The following is a 19,316-nucleotide window of genomic DNA, read 5'->3' on the forward strand; positions in this document are numbered from 1 at the left end:
CCAGGGCTCAAGCCGGCGTGAGCTCCGTCGTGAGGTCCTCGTCCGGGGTCTCGCCCGGGTAGCGGACGCCGACGTGGTTCCGGATCGCGTCGAGCGTCCGCATCACGGCGAGCGTGCCGTCGAGCGGCACCAGCGGGGACTCCGTCTCACCGGCGCGCACGGCCCGCATCACCTCCAGCGCCTCGTGGCGCATGCTGTTGCGGGGGCCGTCCGCCGGGTCGGCGGTGAACTCCTCGGCGTCGCGGCCGTCCCGGTGCAGGACGAAACCCTCCGGGAAGAAGAAACCGTGCGGGATGTCGATCCGGCCCTTCGAGCCGGTGACCGAGGCGGAGGTCGCCGTACCGCCCACGATGGAGCAGTGCACCGAGCCGAGCGCGCCGCTGTCGAAGGAGAGCACCGCCGCCGTCTGGAGGTCGACGCCCTCCTCGGAGAGCACCGCCCGCGCCGCGACGCCCGACGGCTCCCCGAGCAGCAGCTGGGCGAACGACACCGGGTACACGCCCAGGTCGAGCAGCGCGCCGCCGCCCAGCTCCGGGTTCCGCAGCCGGTGCGAGGGCGGGAACGGGCCGGCCAGCCCGAAGTCGGCCTGGACGCTGCGCACCTCGCCGATCGCGCCGTCGTCGACCAGCGCCTTCAGCCGCCGCACCAGCGGGTTGCAGTACATCCACATGGCTTCCATCAGGAAGCGCCCGTGCTCGCGCGCCAGCGCGACGAGTTCCTCCGCCTCGCGCAGGTTCAGCGTGAAGGGCTTCTCGCACAGCACGTGCCGCCCGGCCGCGAGACACAGTCCGGCGGCGGCCCGGTGCGCGGTGTGCGGGGTGGCGACGTAGACGACATCGATGTCCTCGTCCTGCGCGAGCGCGTTCCAGTCACCGTAGGCCCGGGGTATCCCGAACCGTTCCGCGAACGTCTTCGCCGACGCCTCGGACCGCGACGCGACCGCCACGACCTCCGCGTCCGGCAGGTCGATCAGATCCGCGGTGAACGCGCCCGCGATCCCTCCGGTCGCCAGGATCCCCCACCGCACCGTGTCCACCGTCATCGCGTCCCGCCTCCACCTCGTGACCCCGAGCAGTCCGTACGGGCTGAGAGCATAGGGGGCGATCGACATTCAGAGGGAGGGACTCATGCCCGAGGGTGGGGCGTCCATATCGAACACCGCGCAGGAGGCCGCAGGGACGGAGCGGCCCGACCGCACCGCGCACCGCCGCACCGGGCTCCTGGTCACCTTCCTCCTGGGAAGCCTGACCGCCGTGCCTCCGCTGGCGATGGACATGTACCTCCCGTCCCTGCCGGAGGTCACCCGTTCCCTGCACGCGCCGGCCGCGACCGTCCAGCTCACGCTCACCACGTGCCTGGCCGGCATGGCGCTCGGGCAGCTCGTGGTCGGGCCCATGAGCGACCGGTGGGGGCGCCGCCGCCCGCTGCTCGCCGGGCTCGCCGTCTTCGTCGTCGCCACCGTGCTGTGCGCCCTCGCCCCCACCATCGAGCTGCTGGTGGCCTGCCGGCTGGCCCAGGGCCTCGCGGGCGCCGCCGCCATCGTCATCGCCCGGGCCGTCGTGCGCGACCTCTACGACGGCATGGCCATGGCCCGCTTCTTCTCCACCCTCATGCTGATCTCCGGGGTCGCCCCGGTCGTGGCACCGCTGATCGGCGGGCAGGTCCTGCGGGTCACGGACTGGCGGGGCGTATTCGTCGTTCTCACCGTCATCGGCGTGCTGATCGGGGTCCTGGTGTGGGCGCGACTGCCCGAGACGCTGGCGCCCGCGGAGCGCCACAGCGGCGGTGTCGGCGAGGCCCTGCGTGCGATGCGGACCCTGCTCGCCGACCGTTCCTTCACCGGCTACATGCTCACCGGCGGCTTCGCCTTCGCCGCCCTCTTCGCCTACATCTCGGCGTCACCGTTCGTCATCCAGGAGATCTACGGCGCCTCCCCGCAGACGTTCAGCCTGCTGTTCGGTGTGAACTCCGTCGGGCTGGTCGTCGTCGGCCAGATCAACGGCAAGCTCCTCGTCGGCCGGGTCAGTCTCGACCGGGTCCTGGGCATCGGCCTCGCGGTCGTCATCGCCGCCGCGACCGCGCTGCTGCTGATGTCCCTGGGCGTCTTCGGCGAGGTCGGACTGGCGCCCGTCGCCGTCGCGCTGTTCGTGCTGATGTCCGCGATGGGCATCACCCTGCCCAACACCCAGGCCCTCGCCCTGATGCGCACCAAGCACGCCGCCGGCTCCGCGTCGGCCCTGCTCGGTACGTCCTCCTTCCTCATCGGCGCGATCGCCTCCCCGCTCGTCGGTGTCGCCGGGGAGGACACCGCCGTCCCGATGGCCGTCGTCCAACTGGCCGCCGCACTGGTGGCACTGGCCTGCTTCATGGGAATGTGCCGACCCTGGAAGAAGAAGAACGGCCGCCCGAGCGTGGAGGGAGCAGTCAGCTGAGCGCACCCAGACTGCGCGACGGCACGCCCGAGCGGGCCGGCCTCGACCCCGCGGAACTGCGCCACCTCGTGCGGGAGGTCCACGTCCTCACCACGGGGCAGCGCCCCTGGGCCCCCGGCGCCGTCCTGGTCGTCGGGCGCGGCCCGGTGATCGCGGTCGAGGAGGCGGCGGGCTGGGCCGTGCGCTACGCGGCCTACGACCCCGACACCGACGCCGGGGTGGAGCTGCCCTCCGAGGACCGGGTCCCGATGACCGTCGGCACGCCCTTCGATCTGGCGTCCCTCACCAAGCTGTTCACATCCGTGGCCGCCGTGCAGCAGATCGAGCGTGGCACGCTCGGCATCGACGCGAAGGTCGGGGCGTACCTGCCCGACTTCACGGGGGCCGCCCGGCACGGCATCACCGTGCGGCAGCTGCTCACCCACACCTCCGGCCTGCGGCCCGAACTCCCGCTGTACGACTGCGCCGACGACGCCCAGCGGCTGGCTCTGCTGCGGGCGGAGGCGCCGGTCGGGGCGCCGGGCGCGTACTGCTACTCCGACCTGAACATGCTCCTTCTCCAGTACGTCCTGGAGCGCATCACCGGCCGCACCCTCGACGTCCTCGTCCACGACGGCATCACCCGGCCGCTGGGCATGACCTCGACGGACTTCGGGCCGTGCCCGGGCGCCGCGGCGACGGAGGATCAGCGGCGGCCGTGGGCCAAGGCGGACCGGGGGATGCTGCGGGGCGAGGTCCACGACGAGAACGCCTGGGCGCTGGGGGGCGTGGCCGGCCACGCGGGGCTGTTCTCCACCGGCCGGGACCTCGCGGTGTTCTGCCGCACCCTCCTCGCCGGCGGCTCCCACGGCCCCGCCCGCATTCTCGGGCCCGACTTCGTCGAGCTGCTCTTCACCCCGCCGGGTCTCGGGTTCTCCCTCGACCAGCCGTGGTTCATGGGCGACCTGGCGGGCCGCGGCGCGGCGGGCCACACGGGCTTCACGGGCACGTCCCTCGTCCTCGACCCCGCCACGGACACGTTCCTGGTCCTCCTCACCAACGCGGTCCACCCGCGCCGCCGCCGCCCGGACAGCGCCCCGAGGGCCGCGGCGGCGTCCCGGGTGGCGCGGGCGGTGCGGTGACCTCTCCGAGGGTTCCAGCGAGGGATGAGCCGGCGCGTCGGGCGACGGTGACGCCCTGAACCTCACGGCCTCGGCGGCCTCGGCGGCCTCGGGGGTGGGCGGTCGTGGACGGCCCCGGGGCGTGATGCCAGCGGGGTCGGCCGGTGGTCGGGGGCCGGGGGCCGGGGGGGAATGTTTTCGGGCGGGTGTGGTCCCTGCTCCGGGAGGTGTGGTGCCAGCGGGGTCGGCCGGTGGTCGGGGGCCGGGTGGGAATGTTTTCGGGCGGGTGTGGTCCTTGCTCCGGGCAGCACGGCGCCGCCGAAGCTCGCCGTGAGCCACATCATCCGCACGGCCTCCCTGACCGTGCAGGTCAAGGACGTCCGAAAGCCCTGGAGCAGGCCCGCACCGGCACCGTGTGATGCCAGCGGGGTCGGGCCGGTGGCCGCGGGGCCGGGGGGGCGGGGGCCCGGGCGGGAATCTCCCCCGCGGGCGCGGCCCTGCCCCCATGGCGTCGGTGGGTTCGTCCCCCGGGCGGGCGCGCCGCCTGGAGCGGTGGCCTCGACGGGCTCCCGTTCCGGGCCGCGGTGGCCGCCCCGGCCCGGGGTCCCTCCTCCGGGCGGGCGCGGCGGCGGCCCGGCCCGCCTCGTAGAATCGCCGGGTGAACGCCCCCGCGCCCCCGGCCGAAAACCTCCGTGCCGCCCTCGCCGGTCTGCTCGACGGGCTGCCGCCCCGGCAGGCCTCGCAGGCGGTCGAGCGGCTGATCGCCAGCTACCGGGGGACCACCCCGACCGACGCCCCCATCCTGCGGGACCGGGCCGACGTCGCCGCCTACGCCGCCTACCGGATGCCCGCGACCTTCGAGGCGGTGCGCTCCGCGCTGGCGGCCTTCGCGGACGCCGCGCCTGCGTGGGTGCCCGGCGGGCACACCGACCTCGGCGGGGGCACGGGCGCCGCGGCCTGGGCCGTGAGCGCGGTCTGGGGCGGTCAGCGGCCCGTCACCGTGCTCGACTGGGCCGAGCCCGCGCTCGCCCTGGGGCGCGAGATCGCTGCGGCCAACCCGGATCTGAGGGACGTGCGCTGGCAGCGCTCCCGGCTCGGGGCGGCTCTCACCCTCGAGAGCACGGACCTCGTCACCGTCTCCTACGTCCTCAACGAGCTGACCGCCCCCGATCGCACCGCCCTCGTCGACGCCGCCGCGGCGGCGTCGCAGGCCGTCGTGATCGTCGAACCCGGCACCCCCGACGGCTACGCCCGCCTCATCGAGGCCCGCGACCGGCTGATCACCGCCGGCTTCCGCATCGCCGCCCCCTGCCCGCACAGCGCCGCCTGCCCCATCGCGCCCGGCACGGACTGGTGCCACTTCTCCGCCCGGGTCAGCCGCTCCTCCCTGCACCGCCAGGTCAAGGGCGGCTCGCTCGCCTACGAGGACGAGAAGTTCGCCTACGTCGCCGCCGCCCGCTTCCCCGTCGAACCGGCTCCCTCCCGGGTCGTCCGGCGCCCTCAGATCCGCAAGGGCCAGGTCCTCCTGGACCTGTGCGAGAGCGAACCGTCCCTGCGTCGCGGCACCGTCACCAAACGCCACGGCGACCTGTACAAGGCCGCACGGGACGCCGACTGGGGAGACGCCTGGCCGCCCTCCTGAGCTTCTGTCAGGTACGCACAGGATCATTTCGCGCCCTCGGGCGTGAGCAACGCGTACCACCGAAACGGGCGGACCCTCCCGAGAAACTGCTGATCGCTCCGCTGGTGGCGGCAGCTCTGGCCGTGGCCGGACTCGTGCCGGGCGCGGCGGGCACGGCGGCCGTCGGCCGCGACGGCATGTCCACCGTCGCGGCCACGGCGCGGTGCGAGAGCCTCACGGCCCTGTCGGCCGTCGACGTCCGCACGTGGGCCGGCGCCAGGTCCACCAGCCTGTGCCTCTGGCTACCAGGGATCCAAGGGCTTGCGACCTCAAGGGTGTCGACGGCGGTTCGTACAGGAACACCTGCGGGACGGACAGCCACCACTACTGGCGCAAGGTCAACCACCGCGGCACGTAAGTCACGTGCCCGGCGTGTGCGTGACGTACTCCTGACCCGCCCAGCGGACCAGCGCGTCCTGCGCCGCCGTCCGGTCGGCGGGGGACAGGTCCGCGAGGTCGGCGCCGTGGTTGCCGCCCGGCACCCACAGCACCCGTGCGTCGGGACCGCCGGGGTGGAAGTGCTCGGCCACGGCGGGGTCCTGGGTGCCGTAGACGAACAGCAGCCGGCTGCCGCGGCGGCGGACCCAGCGGTCGATGTCGGGCATGGCGGCCCGGTCGAAGCGCAGGGGGATGTCCCGGGGGACGAAACTGCGCGGCTCGGCGGCGCCGGGGTGGCGGAGCAGGTCCGCCAGGTGGGCGGTGGGGACAGTGCCGTACCCGAGCTGGGTGCCGATCTGGTACCAGTACGGGACGTAGTTCCGGGCGGTCGTGTCGGCGTACAGGGCCAGGCCGGCCGTGTCGTCCAGCCAGGTGTACAGCTCGTCGTCCGTCGCCCCGGGGCCGGGGATCGCGGCGACGTCGGCCGGTGTGCCGCGCTGCCAGAACATGAACGGCGCGCGCAGGACGGCGATTTCGAGTGCCCTGTCGGCGCCGCCGACGAGCCGGAAGGTGTCGCCGGTGGCGGCCGCCCAGGCCTCGTAGCGGGCGGCGAGGCCGGCCCGGCGCAGCAGGATCGCCCGCTGGGCCGCCTTCAGGGCCTCCCGGCCGGCGGGGGTGCCGACCGTCTCCAGGAAGCGGAGGTACGCGCAGTCGTCCCGGTCGTCGACGTTGTTCGGCGCCGAGTAGACCACCGTGCCGGCCACGTCATGGGGATGGAAGCGGCGGTGGTAGACGCTCGCCATGCCGCCCTTGCTGCCGCCGGTGGAGATCCACGCGCCCGGGTACAGCCGGCGGAAGAGCCGCACGACGCGGTGGTGGTCGTCGGCGGCCTGCCGGACGGTGAGGTGGGTGTAGAAGGGGTCCGCGGGGCGTGAGGCGCCGAAGTAGCGGTGCTCGACCTGGAGTTGGTTGGCGCCGAGCAGGATCGCCGGTTCGGTCCGCCGTGGGGTGAGGACCGCCTGGTAGCCCGTGCTGAACAGCACGGTGGGGCGTTCGGCGGCGGTGTGGAGCAGGGTGAGGCGCTGCTCGAAGGTGCCGGCGGCGGGGTTCGTGTGGTCGACCGGCTGGCGCAGGCCCAGTATGAAGTGCCGGTACCCCGGTTCGGCGTCCTGCCGCTCCTCGATCAGACGCAGTCCGGGCAGGGCCCGTAGAACGTCGGCCACGTCGACGTCCCCGGGGCGGGCCGGTGCGGCAGACGCCCGCGCGGGTGGGGCCGCCACGGTGGCGAGGCCCGCGGCCGGGACGGCCGTGGCCGCCGAGGTGATCAGCCGTCGTCTGGTCCATGCGCTCATGAGCCGGGTCCTCCCGGGTGTCCGTGGGCGGGTGTCCGCCGGTCGCGGGGTCGCGACCGCCTCAGTACATCCGCCGGACGGCCCGGGAGGATCCCGCGCGAGGGGGGTCGTTCTCCCCTGCACGGGGGAGGCTCACGACGCCGTGCCGGCCGTGCCCTCCTCCTGTGCTTTGCGCTGTCGCTTCTCCTGGAGCGTGCGCAGCAGTTCGCGTTTTTGGGCCTGCGGGTCGACACCGCCGCCGATCCGGTCGCCCCGGCCGTTGCCGCGCAGCGCCCTGCGGCCGAGGTTCCGGCGCGATCCGCCCACGCCCAGCATGTTTCCGGCTCCGCCTCGGGCCATCTCTGCTCCTCTCGTGACCATCTACCGTGACGAGACGGTTCGTCTCGTGAACACACTCCACTGTCCGCGAGACGCTCCGTCTTGTCAACCTGATAAATTCGGGCCATGGCCGTCCAGAAGTCCACCCAGCCCGCTCCGGGCAAGCCCGCACCCGACTCCACCCGGCGCAGCGAGAAGTCCCGCCGCGCCATCTACGACGCCGCCCTCGCGCTGGTCGTCGAGGTCGGCTACCCGAAGACCACCATCGAGGGCATCGCCGCCCGCGCCGGTGTCGGCAAGCAGACGATCTACCGCTGGTGGTCGTCCAAGGCGGACGTCCTGATGGAGGCGTTCCTCGACCTCGCCGAACCCTCCGTGCCGGAGGCCGGGCCCGCGCCGCACACCTTCCCGGACACCGGCGACCTCGCCGCCGATCTCAAGGCCGTCCTGCGGGCCACCGTCGACGAACTGCGCGACCCGAGGTTCGAGGCGCCCTCGCGCGCGCTGGCCGCCGAAGGTGTGGTCAACGAGCAGCTCGGACGCGAGCTCGTGGCCAAGCTGATGCAGCCCTCACTCGACCTCTACATCACCCGGCTGCGCGCCGCGCAGGACGCCGGGCAGGTGCGGCCCGAGATCGACCCGCGCATCGCCCTGGAGCTCTTCGTCTCCCCGCTCGCCCAGCGCTGGCTCCAGCACACCGGCCCGATCTCCCACGAGTACACCGACACCCTCGTCGACTACGCCCTTCACGGCCTGGCCCCGCGCTGAGCGGTCCGGGCGAGGCGTCCCGGCGCGTCCGTGATCACACCCCCGCAGCCCAGGGCCAGCACCCGGTCCCGCTGCGCGTCCGTCACCACGGTGTGCGCCCACACCCGGGCGATCCCCGAGTTCACCGCGCGCGCCAAATCCGTGTCGCGCGCACGGTGGTCCACGTCCAGCAGGTCCACGTACGACCGCCAGCGCTCCGGGCGGTCCGTGCGCAGCTGCTGCGCCGAGCGCCACAACTGCGAGAGCAGCCCGAGGCGGTGGACGCGCCGGGCCACCTCGGGGTCGTTGGAGTTGACGAAGACCGAGCGGGTCAGGCCGCGGGCCCGGATCAGCTCGGCCAGCCGGTCCAGACCGCGCGGGTCCTTCGCCTCCAGCATCAGCACGATCCGCCCGCCGAAACGATCCAGCACCTCGGCGACCGTCGGCGGCCGCTCCGACCGCCAGCTCCCGGGCAGCCTGTCCTTCGGGCGCAGCCGTACGCCCTGCCACTCCCGGGCGTCCATGGCGCGCACCTCGCCGCCCAGGTAGGTGGTGCGGTTCAGGGTCTCGTCGTGGAACACCACCGGTGTGCCGTCGCGCAGCACCCGGGTGTCGAAGTCGAGCACCTGCGCCGTCCCGCGTTCGTAGGCGGCGGACAGCCCCGCCATGCTGTTCTCGGGGACCTCACGGGCGCCGCCGCGGTGCGCGACATACGTGATCCGGGGCAGGGCCGCCACGGTCAGCGGCCCCGCGCCCCACTCCAGCGGGGTCGGGGCGCGGCCGCCGGGTCCCGTGAGGGTCAGCGAGACCACGGAAGCCACGGAGGCAAGACCCGTCAGCGCGATCCTTGTGACCATGGCGACCACGGTAGGGCGCCATGTCATGGCAAAGCAGGCAATGACACCCGATCGTGGGGGAGAGCGGGGCTCGCCGGTTCTCCTCCCATCGGGTGCCCGGTGTACGTTGCGTTCCCTCCTGTCCCGGATGTGGGCACTGGCCCCCCGGTGCGCGGGAAGATGGGACCATGAGGCATGCTGTTCCGCACGACGGCGAGGCGAGGGGATAGATGAGCGCGGAGTTCGGCGGCCGGACCGGCCTGCAGGGCAAATTCACCCAGTGGCTGCGCGCCGGGCGCCGGCCGAAGGAGGCCGCCGGGGACGGCGGCCGTGAGGCCCTGCTGCTCGCCGCCGCCGACGCGGGACTGCCTCTCGCGCCCGCCGCCCACCCGTCCGGGTACCGCTGCTCCTGCGACCGGGTCGGCTGTCCCACCCCCGCCCGGCACCCGGTGTCCTTCGCCTGGCAGACGCAGTCCACCACCGACCCCGCCCAGATCGAGCGCTGGGCCCGCCATCAGCCGCAGGCCAACTTCATCACCGCGACCGGCATGGTGCACGACGTACTCGACGTGCCCCTCGATGCCGGTCGCGACGCGTTGGAGCGGCTGCTCGCCGCCGGCGTCGAGGTCGGGCCGGTCGCCGAGAGCGACGACGGCCGTCTCCTCTTCTTCACCCTCACGCGCGGTACGCCGGAGGACGAGGACGAGTGGTGGCCGTGCGAACTGGACTGCCATCCCGAGACGATGGACGAGCACCCCGGGCTGCGCTGGCACTGCCGGGGCTCCTACGTCCTCGTGCCGCCCGCGCGGCTGCCCGGTGAGGGGCGGGCGGTGCGGTGGGTGCGCGGGCCCGAGCACCCGCTGCCGGATCCGCTGAGCCTACTGGAGGTGCTCACGGAGGTCGGCGGACGGTACGCCGGTGAGGACTCCGACCACGCCAGCGGGGCTGCCTGGCCCACACGGCGGCACTGAAGCCGGTCGGCGACCGTGCCGTGAGGGCCCGAGCTACGAGCCCTCCGCCGACGTCAGGCCCTGGATCCGGCCCAGGACGGTCACCTTGCCCCGGCCCTTGGGATCCAGTGCCACCTCGTTGGAGACGAACTCCATCGTGAGGGACTGCTTGATCTCGCCCTTCGTCAGGGCGAGTACGTCCTTGCCCGGGGCGGGCACGGACGTGCCCGTGTGGGCGGTCTGCTTCTCGTAGTGGCGCGTGGTGAAGAACACCAGCGCCCCGCCGTCCGTCGTGCGCAGCGCCAGCGGTGCGTAGTCACCGTTCGTCAGCGGCTCGTCGATGTACTGGGTGACCATGCCCGGCTTCTTGGAGTTCTTCTGGCGCAGAGCACGCCACTGGCTGGTGTGGGGGCCGTCCGTGAAGGTCTTCCCGCCGCCCTTCAGGTACGTCGCGTACGCCCGGCTCAGGTCGCCGGGGCCGGTGGCCAGGTCGGTCGACTCGGCGGGGACGGGCTCGGCCCAGCCGTCGGCGTCCTTCTCGAACTGCGGGACCTTGTCCGGGGCGACGAGCGTCAGGTACGCCACCTGGAACGGGTCGTCGAGGCTGCTGCGGGTGAACACCAGCAGCCAGCGGGCGCTGCCGCCCTTGTTGCCGGCCGCGTCGACGACGAACCAGCGGGGCCAGCCGGCCTTCTTGGGGATGGTGAACTTCGCGTCGGTCAGCTTCAGCGGGGTGTGGTTCGGGTTGCCGGCCGGATTGTTGGCCTTCCCGGCCTTCAGGCGGGCCGAGTCGATGTCGGCGAGGGCACCGGTGGTGTGGTCGGCGTCCAGGGTGCCGTCGTAGGCCTTGTCTGCCTCGTTGTACGCGGCCGTGAACTCCTGGAGGGCCTCGGCGGCTTCGGCGCGGGTCGTGGCCGGGAGGATCTCCCGTTCGCCGTGCACCACGACACATCCACTGGCCGTCAGTGCCAAAGCGGTCACCGAGGTTGCTATGAGGGCGCTCCGGGCGGGCCTGCGGAGCGTACGAGGGTCGCGATCCCTGCTCATCGGGTACCTTCACCTTCCCCTTTCCGGAGGCGAACCCTACCGGGTGCCTCCGGCGGCCGGGCCGGGGGTGGCGTGAGGGCCGGGGGCTTCGGCTGCCGCCGGGTGCGGGCCCGCCCGGCCTCAGGGCCGGTGGCGGTGCGTCATCACGCCTTGTCCGGTGCCGGTGCCGGCGCCGTGGTCCGGGCCGGTGCGAGGAACAGGGCCAGGGTCGGCACCAAGTAGAGGAGCCAGACGGCTACTTGGAGCGTGGTGGGGTCCGGCTGGAAGTTGAAGACGCCCTTGAGGAGTGTGCCGTACCAGCTGTCCGGGGGAATCGCGCCGGAGATGTCGAAGGCCTTGTCGGTGAGGCCGGGCAGGAAGTCGGCCTCCTGGAGGTCGTGGAAGCCGTAGGCCAGGACGCCGGCCGCGACGACCACGAGCATGCCGCCGGTCCAGGTGAAGAACTTGGCCAGGTTGATGCGCAGCGCGCCCCGGTAGAACAGCCAGCCCAGGAGGATCGCCGTCAGGAGACCGAGGGCGACGCCGAGCAGGGGGCGGGGCGTGCCGTCGCTCGCCGCGTGGACCGAGGCCCAGACGAACAGGGCCGTTTCCAGGCCCTCGCGGCCCACCGCGAGGAAGGCCGTCGCGACCAGCGCGCCGGTGCCCATCGCCAGCGCCGCGTCCAGCCTGCCGTGCAGCTCCGACTTGAGGTGACGGGCCGTGCGGCGCATCCAGAACACCATCCACGTCACCAGGCAGACCGCGAGGATCGACAGCGAACCGCCGAGCGCCTCCTGCGCCTGGAACGTCAGCTCCTGGGAGCCGAATTCGAGGGCGCAGCCGAAGCCGAACGCGAGGGCCACCGCCACACCGATGCCCGCCCAGATGGGCTTCAGGGCGTCCCTGCGGTCCGTCTTGACCAGGTAGGCGATGAGGATGCAGACGACGAGGCTCGCCTCCAGGCCCTCGCGCAGACCGATCAGGTAGTTGGAGAACACGGGCTCAGGCCTCCTTGGAGAACAGCGTCCGGCCCCACCAGTCGTCCTTGTCGCGAACGCCCGGCGGGATGGCGAAGAGGGCCGAACCCACGTGCTGGATGTACTCGTTGAGCGCGTCCGTGGCCAGGCTGCGCTGGATCGGGATGAAGCCCTTGCGGACGTCCCGCTGGTAGGCCAGGAAGAACAGGCCCGCGTCCAGGCGGCCGAGGCCGTCCGTGCCGTCGGTGAAGGAGTAGCCGCGGCGCAGGATCGTCGCACCCTGGTTGGTGTCGGGGTGGGCGAGCCGGACGTGCGCGTCGGGCTTCATCGCCTTCAGGAACGGCTCGTCGCGCTCCTTGGCCTTGCCGACCGGGGCACCCTCGCCCTTGTCCCGGCCGAAGATGTCCTCCTGCTCCTGGAGCGAGGTGCGGTCCCAGGTCTCGATGTGCATGCGGATGCGGCGGGCGACGAGGTAGGAGCCGCCCCGCATCCACGCCGGACCGTCCTTGTCGTCCACCCAGACGAACTTCTTCAGACGGTCCGTCTCGGTGCCCGCGATGTTGCGGGTGCCGTCCTTGAAACCCATCAGGTTGCGCGGTGTCTGCGCCTCGGGCGTCGTCGAGGACGTCTTGCCGAAGCCGAGCTGCGACCAGCGGATGACGACCTTGCCGAAGCCGATGCGGGCCAGGTTGCGGACGGCGTGGACCGCGACCTGGGGGTCGTCGGCGCAGGCCTGGATGCACAGGTCGCCGCCGCTGCGGGCCTTGTCGAGGTTGTCGCCCGCGAACTTCGGCAGGTCGACCAGGGCCTTTGGGCGGCGGTCCGCGAGGTCGAACTTCTCGAACAGGGACGGGCCGAAGCCGATGGTGAGGGTCAGGCGGGAGGGCTTCAGGCCCAGTGCCTCGCCGGTGTCGTCCGGGGGCGCCTCGGCCAGGCCGCCGTAGGCGCCCTCGCCGACGGCGTGCCCGGCCGTCATGCGCCGGGCGGCCGCCGTCCAGTCCTTCAGCAACCGGACGAAGGCCTCACGGTCGTCGGTCGTCACGTCGAACGCGGCGAAGTGCAGGCGGTCCTGTACCGGGGTGGCGATGCCCGCCTGGTGCGGTCCGTGGAAGGCGATCGCCGAACCGGCCGGTTCGATGTCGTCCTCGCTGCGGGCCATCGCCACCGCGCCGCCTGCCGCGGCCGCGCCGAGCGCCAGGCCGGCGCCGCCCCAGCCGAGCAGGGAACGGCGGCTGGGGGAGGGCATGGTCTCGTCCGTCATCGTGGCCCCGACTACTTCACCACGGCCGCGGCGAGCTTCGACAGCGGCTCCGCCAGGGCGTTGACCGCGTCCGAGAGCTCCTTGCGGTCGGCCTTGCCGACCTTGTCGTAGGAGGTGAAGTCGTACGACGTCGTGTTCGGGCGGTACCGGTCGAGCAGCTTGTCCAGGGCCGCGAACTGCTCGTCGAGTTCGGTGACGAGAGCCGCGTCGTTCTCCTCGGCGACCGGCTTCAGCAGGTCGTACGACTTCTGCGCGCCCTCGACGTTGGCCTTGAAGTCGACCAGGTCGGTGTGCGAGTAGCGCTCCTCCTCGCCGGTGACCTTGCCGGTGGCGACCTCGTCGAGGAGTTCCTTGGCGCCGTTGGCCATGGAGGTCGGGGTGATCTCGGCCTTGCCGACCCGGCTCTGCCAGTCCTTCAGGTCGCTGATGAGCTGATCGGCGAGTTCCTTCTCGCGGTCGCCGATCTTCTTGTCCTGCCAGAGGGCCTTCTCCAGGCGGTGCCAGCCCGTCCAGTCGGTGGCGGGGTCCTGGCCGTCCTCCAGACCGTCCTCGCGGACGTCGACCTTGGGGTCGATGTCGCCGAACGACTCGGCGACCGGCTCGGTGCGCTCCCAGCCGATGCGGGAGGGCGCGTACGCCTTCTTCGCCGCTTCGAGGTCGCCGTCCTTGACGGCCTCGGCGAACGCCCCGGCCTTCGGCAGCGTCTCGTCGGCCTGGGCTTGCGCATAGGCGCGGTAGGCCGCCACGGCCTTGTCCAGACGCGGGTCGCGCTTGACGGCCTTGCCGCCGGTGGCCTTGACGGCCTGGCGGATGCCGTCGCCCTTCATGCCCGGCTTGCAGGCGATCTGGTAGTCACCGGCCTTCACCTCGGCGGTGACCCGCTGCTTGGTGCCGGGGCCTATGTTCTCCCGCTCGGTGACCACACGGTCGTCGGGGAAGAGGACGTAGACCTCGGTGACCTTGGAGCCCTTGTTCTCGACGGCCAGCTCGACGTGCCCGGCCGGGAACTCCTTCTTCGACACCTCGCACTTGTCGTCCGTCGCCGTCACGTTGATGACGTGGTCGCCGTCCTTCGCGTCGCTCTTCTCGGTGCAGCCGGTGACGGCGGCCAGGGCCGCCGCGGCGGCGATGACGGCGGAAGCGGGACGGGCGGGTCGCATATGGGCTCCAGGAGGCAGGAAGGTGAGGCTCACCTAAGACGGCACATAAGGATTACCTAAGTGGCTCAAAGTCGCTCTCACGATTGGGTCAAGGGAGGGTCAAAGGTCGACTGCGCTCCTGCGTCACCGGTGTGCGCCCCTGCCCGGCGGTGCTGCCACCTGGGGCGACCCGGCTGCTCCGGCGATGTGAGAATTCCCCTCGTGACTGACTACGACGTGCTGCGCGTCTTCTGTGGACCGAACGGTGGGTACGGCAACGAGCTCGGGGTCGTGCGCGAAGGGTCCGTGATGCCTGAGCGGGACGAGCGGCAGGCGTTCGCCGCGAAAGTCGGGTTCAGCGAGACCGTGTTCGTCGACGACCCCGAGCGCGGACTGATCGACATCTACACGCCGACGCTGCGGCTGCCCTTCGCCGGGCATCCCTGCGTGGGAGCGGCATGGCTGCTGGACGTGCCCGAGCTGGTCACGCCCGCCGGAGTGGTCGGTGCCCGCCAGGACGGGGAGTTCTGCTGGATCGAGGCCCGCGCGGAGTGGGTGCCGGCGCGGACGCTGCGGCAGTACCGCACGGCCGCCGAGGTCGACGACCTGGCCGTGCCGCCGCCCGGGGAGTGGGTGTACGCCTGGGCGTGGGAGGACGAGCCCGCCGGACGGATCCGGGCCCGGGCCTTCCCCGGCCGGGGCGACGGCATCGACGAGGACGAGGCGACCGGGGCCGCGGCCCTGCTGCTCACCGACCGGCTCGGCCGGGCCCTCAACATCACCCAGGGCGCGGGCTCGCAGATCCTGACCGCGCCCCAGCCGGGCGGGTGGACCGAGGTCGGCGGCCGGGTCCACCTGGAACGCTGACCCGGGCGGACCGCGTCCGTACGGGTGGCACAGCGTGTGTGCGAGGCGGCGCACGCGGACCTCTGGGCGTGACCTGGCGCCACCGCGAGGGGACTCTCAGGTGCATTCGATCCGATCTGGCCCTCGTCACCCTCACCGCCGCCGGTGCGGCGGCGGCCTCCGCCGTCGACGAAGGTCAGGAGTACCGCAAGGACCTGGCCCGTACTCCGGCGCGCTCGAGGCCGAGACCGCCGGGATCGAGCGGGGCGGGGCCGTCTGCCACAACGGCCCGTTCGGCATCTGAGCGGCACAGGACATCGAGCGGCACAGGACCGGCTGAGACCCGGGCCGGCATCCGGGACCCCCCGCCGCGCGCGGGTGGGGCCCCGCCCGTTCACGCCGTCAGGGGGAACTCCTCGGCCAGCGCTTCGAACATCTCGTTGTTCAGCCCGTACGCCCGCTTGCACTCGGCCACGATCCGCTGCCGCTCCAGTTCGTCACCGGGCACCGCGTCCAGCAGTGCGCAGTAAGTCCGCTTGAAGGCGGCCGGGTTGGGGATCTCCTCGAAGACGTAGAAGCGGACCCCGTCGCCCTTCTTCGAAAAGCCCCACGTCTTCTCGGCCGTGTCGCGGATGATCTGCCCGCCGGAGAGGTCGCCGAGGTAGCGGGTGTAGTGGTGGGCGATGTAGCCGGCCGGCCAGGTGCGGGCGCATGCGGTGATCCGCTCCGCGTACTTCAGCGTGGCAGGCAGCGCGTCGGCCGTCCCGCGCCAGCCGGGGCCGCGCAGATGCTCGAGGTCCCGCTCCAGCTCCGTCACGCGGAACAGCTCCGGGCGGACGAAGGGGCCGGCCACCGGGTCACCGGCCAGCTGCCGGGCGCCGGACTCCAGCGCGCCGTACACGAACCACAGCTGCTCCGTGTAGCGCGCGTACGCGTCGACCCCCAGTCTGTGCGCCAGCAGGTCGCTGATGAAGGTCGAGCTGCTGACCTCCTCGTGCTGCTCGCGGGAGGCGGTCCGAAGGAGCGTCGAGAAGGGTTCCATGGGCCCGCTTTCCGAGGTTGGGGTCACCTGAGCCGATCCTCTTGCCGACCGGATGTCGGTAAACTTCCCGACGGGGCGTCGGTAAAAACCCGGACGGCGGACCCGGTGCGAGCAAAAACGGCCCGCTCTCCGGGGAGAGCGGGCCGGGCGGTGGTCTGCGGGGGATGGTCTATGGCAGCGTGAGGATCTCCGCGCCCGTGTCCGTCACCACCAGCGTGTGCTCGAACTGGGCCGTCCGCTTGCGGTCCTTCGTCACGACCGTCCAGCCGTCGTCCCACATGTCGTACTCGTGCGTCCCCAGGGTCAGCATCGGCTCGATCGTGAACGTCATACCGGGCTGGATGACCGTCGTCGCGTGCGGGCTGTCGTAGTGCGGGATGATCAGGCCCGAGTGGAACGACGAGTTGATGCCGTGCCCGGTGAAGTCCCGGACCACGCCGTAGCCGAAGCGCTTGGCGTACGACTCGATGACCCGGCCGATGATGTTGATCTGCCGGCCCGGCCTGACCGCCTTGATGGCCCGATCCAGGGACTCCCGGGTCCGCTCCACCAGCAGCCGCGATTGCTCGTCGACGTCACCCACCAGGTACGTGGCGTTGTTGTCGCCGTGCACCCCGCCGATGTACGCCGTCACGTCGAGGTTGACGATGTCGCCGTCGCGCAGCACGGTCGAGTCCGGGATGCCGTGGCAGATGACCTCGTTGACGCTCGTGCACAGCGACTTCGGGAAGCCGCGGTAACCCAGCGTCGAGGGGTAGGCGCCGTGGTCGCACATGTACTCGTGCGCCACCTTGTCGAGTTCGTCGGTCGTCACCCCGGGGGCGATGAGCTTCGCGGCCTCCGCCATCGCCCGGGCGGCGATCCGGCCGGCCACGCGCATCGCCTCGATCGTCTCGGGCGTCTGCACCTCCGGTCCGGTGTACGGCGTCGGCGCGGGCTTGCCGACGTACTCGGGACGGCGGATGTTTCCGGGCACGGAACGGGTGGGGGACAGCTCCCCTGGTACGAGCAGCGACTGGCCAGACATGCCAGCGAGTCTAACCAGCGGCCATGGGGGAACATGTCGAAGGCGAGAGGAGCTGGTCATGGCCCTGTTCAAGAAGCGGACGGTCGGCAAGCCGGGTGAGTGGTACTACTGCCTGGAGCACAAGAAGGTCGAGGAGGGGCCGGAGTGCCCCAACAAGGACCGGTTCGGGCCGTACGCCTCCCGCGCGGAGGCCGAGCACGCGATGGCGACCGCCCGTGAGCGCAACCTCCAGTGGGAGAACGACCCCAAGTGGCACGACGCCCCGGCGGGCAGCCGGGACGACGAGAACTGATCCCACCCGCGCCCGGGGGCCGCGGCTGCCGCGGCCCCCGGGCGCCCGTGACGTCCGGGGCCGCTCCCGGGTCACCAGCGGGCCGGTGGCGGTGCCGTCAGGTGTTCCGCCAGCCGCGCCATCCGGTCCCGGAAACGGTGTCGCCCCCGCGGGGTCGGCAGGGCGTTCTCCCCGGCCGCGGCGCTCACCAGGTGCTGCACCGTGTCGAGGTCCAGCTCCGAGCCGTCGGGGACGGGCAGGGTTTCGTGCGCCACGGACGGAAGATCCCCCCGGCCCGGGCCGAGGGCCAGGACCGTCGCACCGGCGCGGCGTGCGTCGGACACCCGTTCGAGGAGTGGTGCGGCGGGACTCCCGGGGGCGACCACCAGCAGGGTCTCGCCCCGCCGGGCCGCCTCCAGCCGGCCCAGACCGACCGCCAGATGCGCCGGATCCGAAGGGCGGGCGGCGTGCCGTACCAGCGTCGGGGCCAGCTCCGGCGTGCCCGACCAGGCGGCCTCGTCCACCAGATGAGCGGCGAGATGCCAGGGCTCGTACTCCGGGGTGCCGACGAGCAGCAGCGCGCCCCCGTGCGACACCACCGAGCCGCGCAGCGCCCCCGCGAACCGCCGAGTGGCCACCAGCCACTCCGTCCCGGCGAGCACTTCCCGCAGCAGCGCGACCCGTACCGCATCCATGGGACCGCATCCTGCCCCGGCCGGTCACTCGTGACGTGGAGTTCACCGCGCATTCGCCCGGCCTGGGTAGACCGACCGGTCACGCGTACCCCTGTCGAACGACCGGAGGAACCCGCCGATGACCGAGACCAGCGTCCCCTTCCGCGCCGGACAGGAGGGGTACGCCAGTTTCCGTATCCCCGCCGTCGTCGTCACCGTCCCCCGCTCTCGGCTCCGCTCGAGCGGGGGCACCCCCATCGGTGACCTGCTCGCCTTCTGCGAGGGCCGCGTCGGCTCCCGGGAGGACTTCGGGAACATCGACGTCGTACTCAAACGCTCCTCGGACGGCGGCCGCACCTGGGGCCCGCTCCAGGTCGCCGCGCGCAACGGCGACGCCCTCGCCGGCAACCCGGCCCCGGTCGTCCTCGACACCGGCCGCGTCCTTCTCGTGCACGTGCGCAACGCGGCCGCCGCCACCGAGGACGCCATCCGGCGCGGCACGGTGAGCGCGGTGAACGGTCGCCGGGTCTGGGTGCGGCACAGCGACGACGAGGGCCGCACCTGGTCGGCGCCGAGGGAGATCACCCGGGAGACCAAGCGGCCCGAGTGGCGCTGGTACGCCACCACCCCCGGCCACGCCATCCAGCTGAGCACCGGCAGGGTCGTCGTCCCCGCCAACCACTCCCTGCCGCCCACCGGCACGGACAACGGCACCGAGGGCCGGTACAACGGCGGCCACTGCCTGCTCAGCGACGACCGGGGAGCGACCTGGCGCATCGGCTACGTCGACGACAACACCGACGGCTACATCAACGCCAACGAGACCACCGCCGCCGAACTGCCCGACGGCCGCGTCTACTTCAACACCCGCAACGACTCGCCTTCTCCCGGCACGCGGGCCGACGCCCACTCGGCCGACGGCGGACAGACCCTGGTGAAGCCCTTCCGCCCGCAGGCCGGACTCGTCGCCCCCGTCTGCCAGGCCGCCGTCCTCCAGCTCCACGACCCCGGCCTGCTGCTCTGCTCCGGCCCCGCCGACCCGGGTTTCCGCGCCCTGATGACGATCCGCGTCTCCACCGACGGCGGCACCACCTGGCGCCCGGCGTACACGGTGGACGGCCTGCCCGCCGCCTACTCGGATCTCGTGCACATCGACGCGGACACCGTGGGCCTGCTCTACGAGACCGGCGATTTCGGCGCCTACGAGACGATCACCTTCCGGCGGGTGCCCGTGACGGAGCTGACCTGAGCCGAGGGAG

At 72.6% G+C, this 19,316-nt stretch carries 19 protein-coding genes; 8 read left to right on the forward strand and 11 right to left on the reverse strand.

Annotation, left to right across the window (positions count from 1 at the left end; all coding sequences use genetic code 11):
* Positions 1 to 7: 7 nt before the first annotated feature.
* Complete coding sequence (locus ACIQHQ_RS03855) at positions 8 to 1,042, reverse strand: Gfo/Idh/MocA family protein (protein WP_402609764.1); 1,035 nt, start codon at positions 1,040 to 1,042, stop codon at positions 8 to 10.
* A gap of 85 nt (positions 1,043 to 1,127) precedes the next feature.
* On the opposite strand from ACIQHQ_RS03855, the gene ACIQHQ_RS03860 reads away from it, so the two are divergent.
* The 3 genes from ACIQHQ_RS03860 (at position 1,128) to ACIQHQ_RS03870 (ending at position 5,174) form a co-directional block, all read left to right on the forward strand.
* A complete protein-coding gene (locus ACIQHQ_RS03860) occupies positions 1,128 to 2,432 on the forward strand; it encodes a multidrug effflux MFS transporter (RefSeq protein WP_402609766.1) in 1,305 nt (434 codons plus the stop codon).
* Positions 2,375 to 3,553, forward strand: coding sequence for a serine hydrolase domain-containing protein (locus ACIQHQ_RS03865; protein ID WP_402609768.1), 1,179 nt, complete (start codon positions 2,375 to 2,377; stop codon positions 3,551 to 3,553). Before ACIQHQ_RS03860 ends, ACIQHQ_RS03865 begins: the two co-directional genes overlap by 58 nt.
* A 637-nt stretch (positions 3,554 to 4,190) precedes the next feature.
* Positions 4,191 to 5,174 carry a small ribosomal subunit Rsm22 family protein gene (locus ACIQHQ_RS03870; RefSeq protein WP_402609770.1) on the forward strand — a complete coding sequence of 328 codons (984 nt, stop codon included), beginning with the start codon at positions 4,191 to 4,193 and terminating at the stop codon, positions 5,172 to 5,174.
* 398 nt (positions 5,175 to 5,572) lie between these two features.
* Here ACIQHQ_RS03870 and ACIQHQ_RS03875 read toward each other — a convergent pair whose 3' ends face one another.
* Both ACIQHQ_RS03875 and ACIQHQ_RS03880 read right to left on the reverse strand, forming a co-directional pair.
* Positions 5,573 to 6,943, reverse strand: coding sequence for a S28 family serine protease (locus ACIQHQ_RS03875; RefSeq protein ID WP_402609771.1), 1,371 nt, complete (start codon positions 6,941 to 6,943; stop codon positions 5,573 to 5,575).
* 132 nt (positions 6,944 to 7,075) lie between these two features.
* Positions 7,076 to 7,282 carry a DUF6243 family protein gene (locus ACIQHQ_RS03880; protein WP_402609772.1) on the reverse strand — a complete coding sequence of 69 codons (207 nt, stop codon included), beginning with the start codon at positions 7,280 to 7,282 and terminating at the stop codon, positions 7,076 to 7,078.
* A gap of 105 nt (positions 7,283 to 7,387) precedes the next feature.
* Here ACIQHQ_RS03880 and ACIQHQ_RS03885 point away from each other — a divergent pair, with 105 nt between their 5' ends.
* Positions 7,388 to 8,029, forward strand: coding sequence for a TetR/AcrR family transcriptional regulator (locus ACIQHQ_RS03885; protein WP_402609774.1), 642 nt, complete (start codon positions 7,388 to 7,390; stop codon positions 8,027 to 8,029).
* Here the strand turns inward: ACIQHQ_RS03885 and ACIQHQ_RS03890 are convergent.
* The gene (locus ACIQHQ_RS03890; protein ID WP_402609776.1) at positions 8,008 to 8,865 is read right to left on the reverse strand and encodes a glycerophosphodiester phosphodiesterase; all 858 of its coding nucleotides are present in this window, start codon (positions 8,863 to 8,865) and stop codon (positions 8,008 to 8,010) included. The two genes, ACIQHQ_RS03885 and ACIQHQ_RS03890, sit on opposite strands and share 22 nt — an antisense overlap.
* 209 nt (positions 8,866 to 9,074) lie before the next feature.
* Here ACIQHQ_RS03890 and ACIQHQ_RS03895 point away from each other — a divergent pair, with 209 nt between their 5' ends.
* A complete protein-coding gene (locus tag ACIQHQ_RS03895; RefSeq protein WP_402609777.1) occupies positions 9,075 to 9,815 on the forward strand; it encodes a bifunctional DNA primase/polymerase in 741 nt (246 codons plus the stop codon).
* A gap of 33 nt (positions 9,816 to 9,848) precedes the next feature.
* On the opposite strand, the gene ACIQHQ_RS03900 is transcribed toward ACIQHQ_RS03895, so the two are convergent.
* The 4 genes from ACIQHQ_RS03900 to efeO form a co-directional block, all read right to left on the reverse strand.
* Positions 9,849 to 10,841 (reverse strand): hypothetical protein, encoded by a 993-nt coding sequence (locus ACIQHQ_RS03900; RefSeq protein WP_402609779.1) that lies wholly within the window; start codon positions 10,839 to 10,841, stop codon positions 9,849 to 9,851.
* A 143-nt stretch (positions 10,842 to 10,984) separates the two neighbouring features.
* Positions 10,985 to 11,818: an iron uptake transporter permease EfeU gene (efeU, locus tag ACIQHQ_RS03905; RefSeq protein ID WP_402609781.1), complete on the reverse strand. Its 834-nt coding sequence runs from the start codon at positions 11,816 to 11,818 to the stop codon at positions 10,985 to 10,987.
* A gap of 4 nt (positions 11,819 to 11,822) precedes the next feature.
* The gene (efeB, locus tag ACIQHQ_RS03910; RefSeq protein WP_402609783.1) at positions 11,823 to 13,058 is read right to left on the reverse strand and encodes an iron uptake transporter deferrochelatase/peroxidase subunit; all 1,236 of its coding nucleotides are present in this window, start codon (positions 13,056 to 13,058) and stop codon (positions 11,823 to 11,825) included.
* Positions 13,059 to 13,069: 11 nt separating this feature from the next.
* Positions 13,070 to 14,218 (reverse strand): iron uptake system protein EfeO, encoded by a 1,149-nt coding sequence (gene efeO, locus ACIQHQ_RS03915; protein WP_402609785.1) that lies wholly within the window; start codon positions 14,216 to 14,218, stop codon positions 13,070 to 13,072.
* Positions 14,219 to 14,419: 201 nt separating this feature from the next.
* Here efeO and ACIQHQ_RS03920 point away from each other — a divergent pair, with 201 nt between their 5' ends.
* Complete coding sequence (locus ACIQHQ_RS03920; RefSeq protein ID WP_402609787.1) at positions 14,420 to 15,064, forward strand: PhzF family phenazine biosynthesis protein; 645 nt, start codon at positions 14,420 to 14,422, stop codon at positions 15,062 to 15,064.
* Positions 15,065 to 15,437: 373 nt separating this feature from the next.
* On the opposite strand, the gene ACIQHQ_RS03925 is transcribed toward ACIQHQ_RS03920, so the two are convergent.
* Positions 15,438 to 16,085, reverse strand: coding sequence for a heme oxygenase (biliverdin-producing) (locus ACIQHQ_RS03925; RefSeq protein ID WP_402609789.1), 648 nt, complete (start codon positions 16,083 to 16,085; stop codon positions 15,438 to 15,440).
* Positions 16,086 to 16,254: 169 nt separating this feature from the next.
* The gene (map, locus tag ACIQHQ_RS03930; protein ID WP_402609791.1) at positions 16,255 to 17,112 is read right to left on the reverse strand and encodes a type I methionyl aminopeptidase; all 858 of its coding nucleotides are present in this window, start codon (positions 17,110 to 17,112) and stop codon (positions 16,255 to 16,257) included.
* 58 nt (positions 17,113 to 17,170) lie between these two features.
* Between map and ACIQHQ_RS03935 the strand changes: the two genes are divergently transcribed.
* Positions 17,171 to 17,404, forward strand: a complete 234-nt coding sequence (locus tag ACIQHQ_RS03935; RefSeq protein ID WP_402609793.1) for a hypothetical protein — start codon at positions 17,171 to 17,173, stop codon at positions 17,402 to 17,404.
* Between the two features lie 71 nt (positions 17,405 to 17,475).
* On the opposite strand, the gene ACIQHQ_RS03940 is transcribed toward ACIQHQ_RS03935, so the two are convergent.
* Entirely contained in the window at positions 17,476 to 18,078 is a 603-nt protein-coding gene (locus tag ACIQHQ_RS03940) for a hypothetical protein (RefSeq protein WP_402609795.1), read from the reverse strand.
* Between the two features lie 118 nt (positions 18,079 to 18,196).
* On the opposite strand from ACIQHQ_RS03940, the gene ACIQHQ_RS03945 reads away from it, so the two are divergent.
* On the forward strand, positions 18,197 to 19,306 hold the full coding sequence (locus ACIQHQ_RS03945; RefSeq protein ID WP_402609798.1) for an exo-alpha-sialidase: 1,110 nt from the start codon (positions 18,197 to 18,199) through the stop codon (positions 19,304 to 19,306).
* Positions 19,307 to 19,316: the final 10 nt, after the last annotated feature.

The sequence above is a fragment of the Streptomyces sp. NPDC092370 genome, from assembly GCF_044755265.1.
Lineage (GTDB): Bacteria > Actinomycetota > Actinomycetes > Streptomycetales > Streptomycetaceae > Streptomyces.